Annotated in this window: 1 protein-coding gene; it reads left to right on the forward strand. The window is 66.4% G+C overall.

Features of this window, described 5'->3' with window-relative positions:
- Window positions 1-1169: glycerol kinase GlpK (glpK, locus tag EYW49_RS22845; RefSeq protein ID WP_131312041.1), on the forward strand; the 1169-nt coding region annotated here is incomplete at both ends.

Below are 1169 nucleotides of genomic sequence, written 5' to 3' on the forward strand. Positions count from 1 at the left end.
GTCGCGCAGAAGGAACACGAGCAGATCTTCCCGAAGCCGGGTTGGGTCGAACATGATCCGGCGGAGATCTGGCGGCGTGTCGAAGAAGTGGTCGCCGAGGCGATGGAAGCCAAGGGCCTGAAGCCCAGCGATCTCGCCGCGATCGGCATCACCAACCAGCGCGAAACCACCGTCGTGTGGAACAAGAAGACCGGCAAGGCCGTCTACAACGCGCTCGTCTGGCAGGACACCCGCGTCGGCGACGTGGTCGCCGAGTTCGCCGCCAAGGGCGGGCAGGACCGYTATCGCGCCAAGACCGGTCTGCCGCTGGCGACCTACTTCAGCGGCCTGAAGGTCCGCTGGGTGCTCGAGAACGTGCCCGGGGCCCGCGAAGCGGCGGAAGCCGGCGACGTGATCTTCGGCAACATCGACACCTTCGTCACCTGGAACCTCACCGGCGGCGTCAACGGCGGCGTGCACGTCACCGACGTGACCAATGCCTCGCGCACCCAGCTGATGAACCTCGAGACGCTCGACTGGGACGAYGCGATCCTCGCCGACTTCGGGATCCCGAAGGCGATGCTCCCGAAGATCTGCTCGAGCTCGGAAGTCTACGGCAAGGCGGTTCTGCCGTCCGTCGCCGGCGTACCGGTCGCGGGCATCCTCGGCGACCAGCAGGCGGCCCTGTTCGGCCAAGCCTGCTTCAAGCCCGGCGAAGCCAAGAACACCTACGGCACCGGCTGCTTCATGCTGATGAACGTCGGCGAGAAGGCCGTCCCCTCCAAGTGCGGCCTCTTGACCACGGTCGGCTACAAGATCGGCAACCAGCCCGCCGTCTATGCGCTCGAAGGCTCGATCGCCGTCACCGGTTCGCTGGTGCAGTGGCTGCGCGACAACCTCGGCCTGATCGCCACCGCTCCGGACATCGAAGCGCTCGCTCTGACCGTCGACGACAACGGCGGCGTGTACTTCGTGCCGGCCTTCTCCGGCCTCTATGCGCCGTATTGGAAGGACAGCGCCCGCGGCGTGATCGCCGGTCTGACCCGCTACGTCAACAAGGGCCACATCGCCCGTGCCGTGCTCGAAGCGACCGCCTATCAGGTCCGCGAAGTGCTCGACGCGATGGAGCAGGACTCCGGCATCGAACTGGCGAACCTGCGGACCGACGGCGGGATGATCCGCAATCAGCT

The organism is Siculibacillus lacustris, from assembly GCF_004328075.1.
Classification (GTDB): Bacteria; Pseudomonadota; Alphaproteobacteria; order Rhizobiales; family Ancalomicrobiaceae; genus Siculibacillus; species Siculibacillus lacustris.